Raw genomic sequence first — 5,424 nt, 5'->3', positions numbered from 1 at the left:
TTTAGGAGGCGTCGCTCAGCCGGCGGTGCACCGCGTGCGGGACGGACTCTGCAATGTCACCGCCGAGCGTGTGGACCTCTTTCACCAGGGTGGAGGACAGATGCGCATAGCGCCCGTCGCCAGCCAGGAAAATGGTCTCCAGTCCCGTCAGATGCCGGTTCATTGTCGCCATGGACGCTTCGTAGGGCAGGTCATGGGTGCCGCGCAGTCCTTTGACCACGGCACTGGCACCGACGTCCTTGCAGAATTCGGTCAGCAGCACACCGGCTGGCAGCGGTTTGACCGTGACTCCGCGCAGTGCAGAGAACGTCTCCTGGGCCATCTCGATGCGCTGCTCGAGGGTGAACAGTGGGGTCTTATGGATATTGGCTGAGACCGCCACGATCACCTCATCAAAGAGGTTGGCGGCGCGGGCAATGATCTCCACGTGTCCGTTGTGCAGCGGGTCGAATGAGCCGGGGCATACTGCTGAATGCATGGCTCAAATCTACTTCACACCGGCCGCGGCTGCCTCCAGAACCTCCAGAAAACGATTGAAGAGCAGGTCGCGGTCAAACTGTGTGCGGGCCAGCTCCAGCGCAGCGCGGGAGGCCCCCTCACGGTCAACGGCGCCTTCTTCAAGACGCTGAATCAGGTCCACAGCTGCTTCAGCGGGATCCCGACTCAGTCGGAATCCGGCCCCGTGGGCGTCCAGGACATCAGGAAGCCAGCCGTTGTGATTGAAGAGTACGGGCCGGGCGGCGGCCAGCGCGTCAAAGACCTTGTTCAAGGAGTTGACCTCCAGCGCGGGGTTGTCGACCAGGGTCGAGACGGCAAAGTCAGCGGCTGGAAGCATACGCTCGATCTCGGTGCGCGGGATCTTCCCGGGGAGTACCTCCAGCGGAGGCAGTCCGTACTCTGTGGCGATCCGGCGGCAGTTCTCCGTGTCAGCTCCCTCTCCGTAAGCCACCACGCGGAATGTGCTGCTCCGGGTGGCAAGCTCCCCTGCCAGGCGCACCAGCCACGGCACGTCATAGGTCACGCCGAAGCTTCCGGCATAGAAGAGCACCGTCTCATCCTCTGACCAGCCGAGTTCGGCGCGCACAGCGTCACGGTTCTGCCGGGCGGCGGCGAAGTTCTCGACATCTGAAGCATTCGGCACCACTGTTGTCCGGGCCTTGGGCCAGACTCGTTTGATGCCTTCCTCCATCCCTGGGGACAGCGCGATCACGTGGGCGGCGGATCGATAGGCGATCTTCTCCAGCCGCTGAGCTGCGCGGATCGCTGTGCGGTTCTTCAGGAAGCCCAACGCCACCGGAGCTTCCGGCCACAGATCCCGCACTTCGAAGACGAAGGGTGCACGGCGCAGCTTGGCGGCCACAATGCCGGGAACAGCTGTGGTCAGCGGGGTCGAGGAAGAGAACACGACGTCGGCCTTGACCCGGGAAGCATAGAAGCACGCTCTGGTCATGAAGGAGATAAAGGAGCGCACCCGCTGCCCAAAGGCCATGGCGTTCTCGTAGGGGACCGCGAGCCGGTGCACGCGGACACCTTCAAGCTCCTGGATCTGCTTCTGCAGTCCGCCGCAGATGACGGTGACTTCGTGGCCGGCGCGAGCCAGCCGCCGAGCGAACTGCCACGGCCGCTGCCACCCCGGCTCCCAGGGGAAATTGAAGTGCTGATGGATATAGACGATGCGCACGATACGCCAGTCTACGATGGAGGCCATGAGTTCTCCCTGGGCGCGCGCCGCAGCTGCTGCAAACACTTACGATCAGGCCGGTCATGCTGTGCTGCCCACGGTCTACGAGCGCACCACCGCTGCAGCAATATCCCACCAGGCAGTGAACCTCGGCCAAGGGTTTCCCGACCAGGAGGGCCCCCAGTGGCTGTTGGATGCCGCTGCCTCGGCCATCACCGAGTCCCATATTGGTCCGCCGAATCAGTATGCGCCCGGCATGGGTCTACCTGCACTGCGTGAAGCAGTCGCTGAGGATATGCTGCGGCGCCAAGGGGTGAGTCTCGATCCGGGCACCAGCATCATGGCAACCACAGGGGCTACAGAGGGAATCGCCGCGACGATCTTGGCCTTCGCCACTGCCGGCAGCCAGGTGCTCTGCTTTGAGCCGCATTATGACTCCTACGGGGCGTGCGCAGCGCTGGCCGGTGCCGAGCTGGTAGGAGTACCGCTGACCGCCGGCGATTTCCGCCCCGACCTGGATGCCTTCGCTGCGGCCATCAGCGACCGCACGTCTCTAGTGCTGCTGAACACCCCGCACAATCCGACGGGAACGGTCTTCACTGCTGCGGAGCTGGAACAGATCGTGGAACTCGCGCACCGCAACGGAGCGCGCATCATGTGCGATGAAGTCTATGAGCAGCTCATCCTTGATCCGGAGCAGCAGCACCGCAGCATCCTCAGCATCCCGGGTGCCAGCGATATCGCAGTAGCTGTCAGCTCGGCAGGTAAGTCATTCTCCGTCACCGGCTGGAAGGTCGGTTGGGTGATGGGCGCACCGGCCCTGATCAACCAGGTGCGCGGTGTGAAGCAGTTCCTGAGTTTCTCCTCAGGCCCGGCTTTCCAGTGGGCAGTGGCGCAGGGGGTGCGTGATGATCAGGGGTATCTCTCAGCTCTTCGTTCGGAGCTAGCGGAGGCTCGCAACCAGCTTTCGGCAGCTCTCGATGAGGCAGGGCTACGTCCCAATTCACCAGGTGCGGGGTATTTCCTGCTGGCAGATATTTCCGAGTTGACAGACCTCGACGACGCCGCCTTCTGCGATCTCCTAGCGGCGCAGGTGGGAGTAGCGGCCATTCCGGTCTCCGCGCTGATCATCGCTGACCAGATTCCGCGGAACCACCGACTGCGCCGCCTGGTTCGTTTCGCATTCTGCAAAGACCGGCACAGTATCTCTGAAGCAGCGCAGCGTCTGCAGCAGCGACTGCCGGAGGCACTTGCGGCTGCAGACACCTCCAGGTTCTGACGTACCGGGGCGGCAGGCTCAGGCTGGTTCAGCCAGCCAGATGTGCGTAGAGCCGTAGGACTTCTCGTGGAATCGTGAGAGACCTTCTGGCCAGGTGGGCTCGCCACTGCGGGCATCGCGCTCGACGACCACAGTGGCTGCCTCATGAAGCTGCGGAACTGCTGCGCTGAGGACCTTGTTCAGCTCTGCGTCGCTGAGCCCATAGGGAGGGTCGAGGAATAGCAGCTCGATGGGCTCGCCCTCGCGGTTGTTGAGGTATCTCAGTGCGTCGGCTTTGGTGACTTGGACTTTTCCCTCGAAGAGCTGCGCGTTACGTCCCAGAGTTCGGTAGGCAGATTCTGCCTTGTCCACCGCTTCCAGGGCCCGTGCGCCACGGCTGAGCGCTTCAAAGCCGAGTGCCCCGGAACCGGCGTAGAGATCAACAACGACGGCGCCGTCGAAGGCGTTGTACCCCTCGAGTCGGGAGAACAGCGACTCTTTGACCCTGTCGCTGGTGGGACGGGTGGCGTCGGTAGGGACCGGGGTGAGGCGACGTCCCTTGTGGGTGCCTGCGATGATCCGTGCCAATGTGCTTCTCCTGAAGGTCGGGTCTAACCGCGGTCGATGTAGTCTTCGGCGTCGTCGTGCCGTGCCTGGAACGTTTCCACAGCATCCCGCAGTTCCGGCAGACTATGCCAGTCCGGGTCCTCATTGCTGAGCCGGGCGATCCACTCTCCTGCCTGAACGATGAGCTCTTCGTCCCTGGCTGCGCGCAGCAGACGCAGCGTGCTGCGCCCGCCGGACTGCAGGCTGGACAAGATATCGCCTTCACGCCGGCGTGCCAGATCCAGTGTGGCCAGGGCCATGCCGTCGGTGGTGGCAGCGACTTCGCGCAGCCGCTCCACGGAAGGGTGTTCCTCGGGCAGCCGGGTCACCAGCAGGCACTGGTTCTTCTGTGTGTGCCCGCGGCCAATACGGCCACGAAGCTGGTGCAAGGTGGACATTCCGAAGGAATCGGCGTCCAGGATGACCATCAGCGTGGCGTTGGCGACATCGACCCCGACCTCAATCACGGTGGTGGACACCAGCACGTCGAGGTCGCCGCGTTCGAAGGCGTTCATCGTGGCAGCCAGCTCCGCTGCAGGGAGCTGGCCGTGGGCGCCGGCTAGTCGCAACTGACTCAGCACCGGGATCTCTCGGAGTTTCTGCAGCATCAGCTCCACCGACGCGCCTTCCTCCTCGGCGCTGATCTTGGGGCACACCACATAGCACTGGTGACCTGCGCGGGCTTCTTCAGCGATCCGGGCCCAGACCCGCTGAATCCACTCGCGTCCGCGCATCATCGGCACCACATGGGTGGCGATCGGGCTGCGCCCGCCGGGAAGACCTTCAAGGACGGTGAGTTCCAGATCACCGAAGACAGTCATGGCCACAGACCGCGGAATGGGGGTGGCTGACATCACCAGGGTGTGCGGGGTGGGGGTAAAACGGCTGCGCAGTGCGTTGCGCTGTTCCACACCAAAACGGTGCTGTTCGTCAATGACCGCTAAGCCCAGCTGAGCGAACTGAACCTTCTCCCCCAGCAGCGCGTGGGTGCCCACTACTATGCCGGCTTGTCCGCTGGCGATGTCCAGCAACGCCTGTTTCCTCGCTGAGGCACTCATGGAGCCGGTGAGCAGGGTGATGTGCACGCCGTCGTCGCCTGGAAACTCTGCGGCCAGGGCACCCAGGCTGCGTCGCAGCGAACGTTCATGCTGCATGGCCAGCACCTCGGTGGGGGCCACTAGCGCGGCCTGTGCCCCGGCATCCACCACCTGCAGCATGGCGCGCAGCGCCACCAGGGTCTTACCAGAGCCCACCTCTCCCTGCAGAAGTCTGTTCATGGGCTTGGGCTGCCCGAGATCTGCCGCCAGGATCTCACCGCACCGGCGCTGGCCAGCGGTCAGGTCAAAAGGCAGCTGGTCGTCAAAAGCCTGCAGCACCCCGTCTGGCTTCGGCGCTGCCGGAAGTGCGGGGGAAGCCGCTAGCTGACGACGGCGTCGGTCCATCAGCCCCTGCACAATAAGCGCCTCCGCAAAGCGGAAGTGCCGCCATCCACGTTTCTGCGCTCCATCCTCCTGGGGACGATGCACCAGCTCGTAGGCTTCACCGAGGCCGGGCAGATGCTCCGCTTGCGCCACAGCGGGTGGAATCGTCTGTGGCCAGAGACTGAAATCAGTCTGATTCAGCACGATCTCCATACAGCTTTTTATCTTCCAACTGGAGACTCCAGCGGTGGCCGGATAAAGCGGAACCGGGACCTCCAAGCGGTCCTTGCCTTCACCGGCACCGTGCGGGATCGTCACGCCATCGGATTTGACCACGACTTCGAAGTCCGGATTATTCAGAGTCAACTGTCCTGCGTAGGTGGTGACCTTGCCAGCGAAGAGCGCAACCGTTCCAGGCCTCAGCCTGCGAAATGCCTCGTGCCCGTAGAAGAAGGCCA

Annotated in this window: 4 protein-coding genes and 1 pseudogene; 1 reads left to right on the top strand and 4 read right to left on the bottom strand. The window is 63.5% G+C overall.

Features of this window, described 5'->3' with window-relative positions; all coding sequences use genetic code 11:
- Position 1: 1 nt before the first annotated feature.
- The gene (gene coaD, locus TX78_RS05805) at positions 2-478 is read right to left on the bottom strand and encodes a pantetheine-phosphate adenylyltransferase (protein ID WP_044494592.1); all 477 of its coding nucleotides are present in this window, start codon (positions 476-478) and stop codon (positions 2-4) included.
- A gap of 9 nt (positions 479-487) precedes the next feature.
- A complete protein-coding gene (locus TX78_RS05800; protein WP_049897548.1) occupies positions 488-1,708 on the bottom strand; it encodes a glycosyltransferase family 4 protein in 1,221 nt (406 codons plus the stop codon).
- Between TX78_RS05800 and TX78_RS05795 the strand changes: the two genes are divergently transcribed.
- The gene (locus TX78_RS05795) at positions 1,707-2,960 is read left to right on the top strand and encodes an aminotransferase class I/II-fold pyridoxal phosphate-dependent enzyme (RefSeq protein WP_049897546.1); all 1,254 of its coding nucleotides are present in this window, start codon (positions 1,707-1,709) and stop codon (positions 2,958-2,960) included. The two genes, TX78_RS05800 and TX78_RS05795, sit on opposite strands and share 2 nt — an antisense overlap.
- Positions 2,961-2,978: 18 nt before the next feature.
- Here the strand turns inward: TX78_RS05795 and rsmD are convergent.
- Positions 2,979-3,530: pseudogene (gene rsmD / locus TX78_RS05790) on the bottom strand (16S rRNA (guanine(966)-N(2))-methyltransferase RsmD); the annotation flags it as partial.
- A 20-nt stretch (positions 3,531-3,550) separates the two neighbouring features.
- A partial coding sequence (locus tag TX78_RS05785; RefSeq protein ID WP_044494588.1) for an ATP-dependent DNA helicase RecG occupies positions 3,551-5,424 on the bottom strand: 1,874 nt, incomplete at its 5' end.

The organism is Nesterenkonia massiliensis, from assembly GCF_000455245.1.
Classification (GTDB): Bacteria; Actinomycetota; Actinomycetes; order Actinomycetales; family Micrococcaceae; genus Nesterenkonia; species Nesterenkonia rhizosphaerae.
This window is presented reverse-complemented; position numbering and strand designations above follow the sequence as displayed.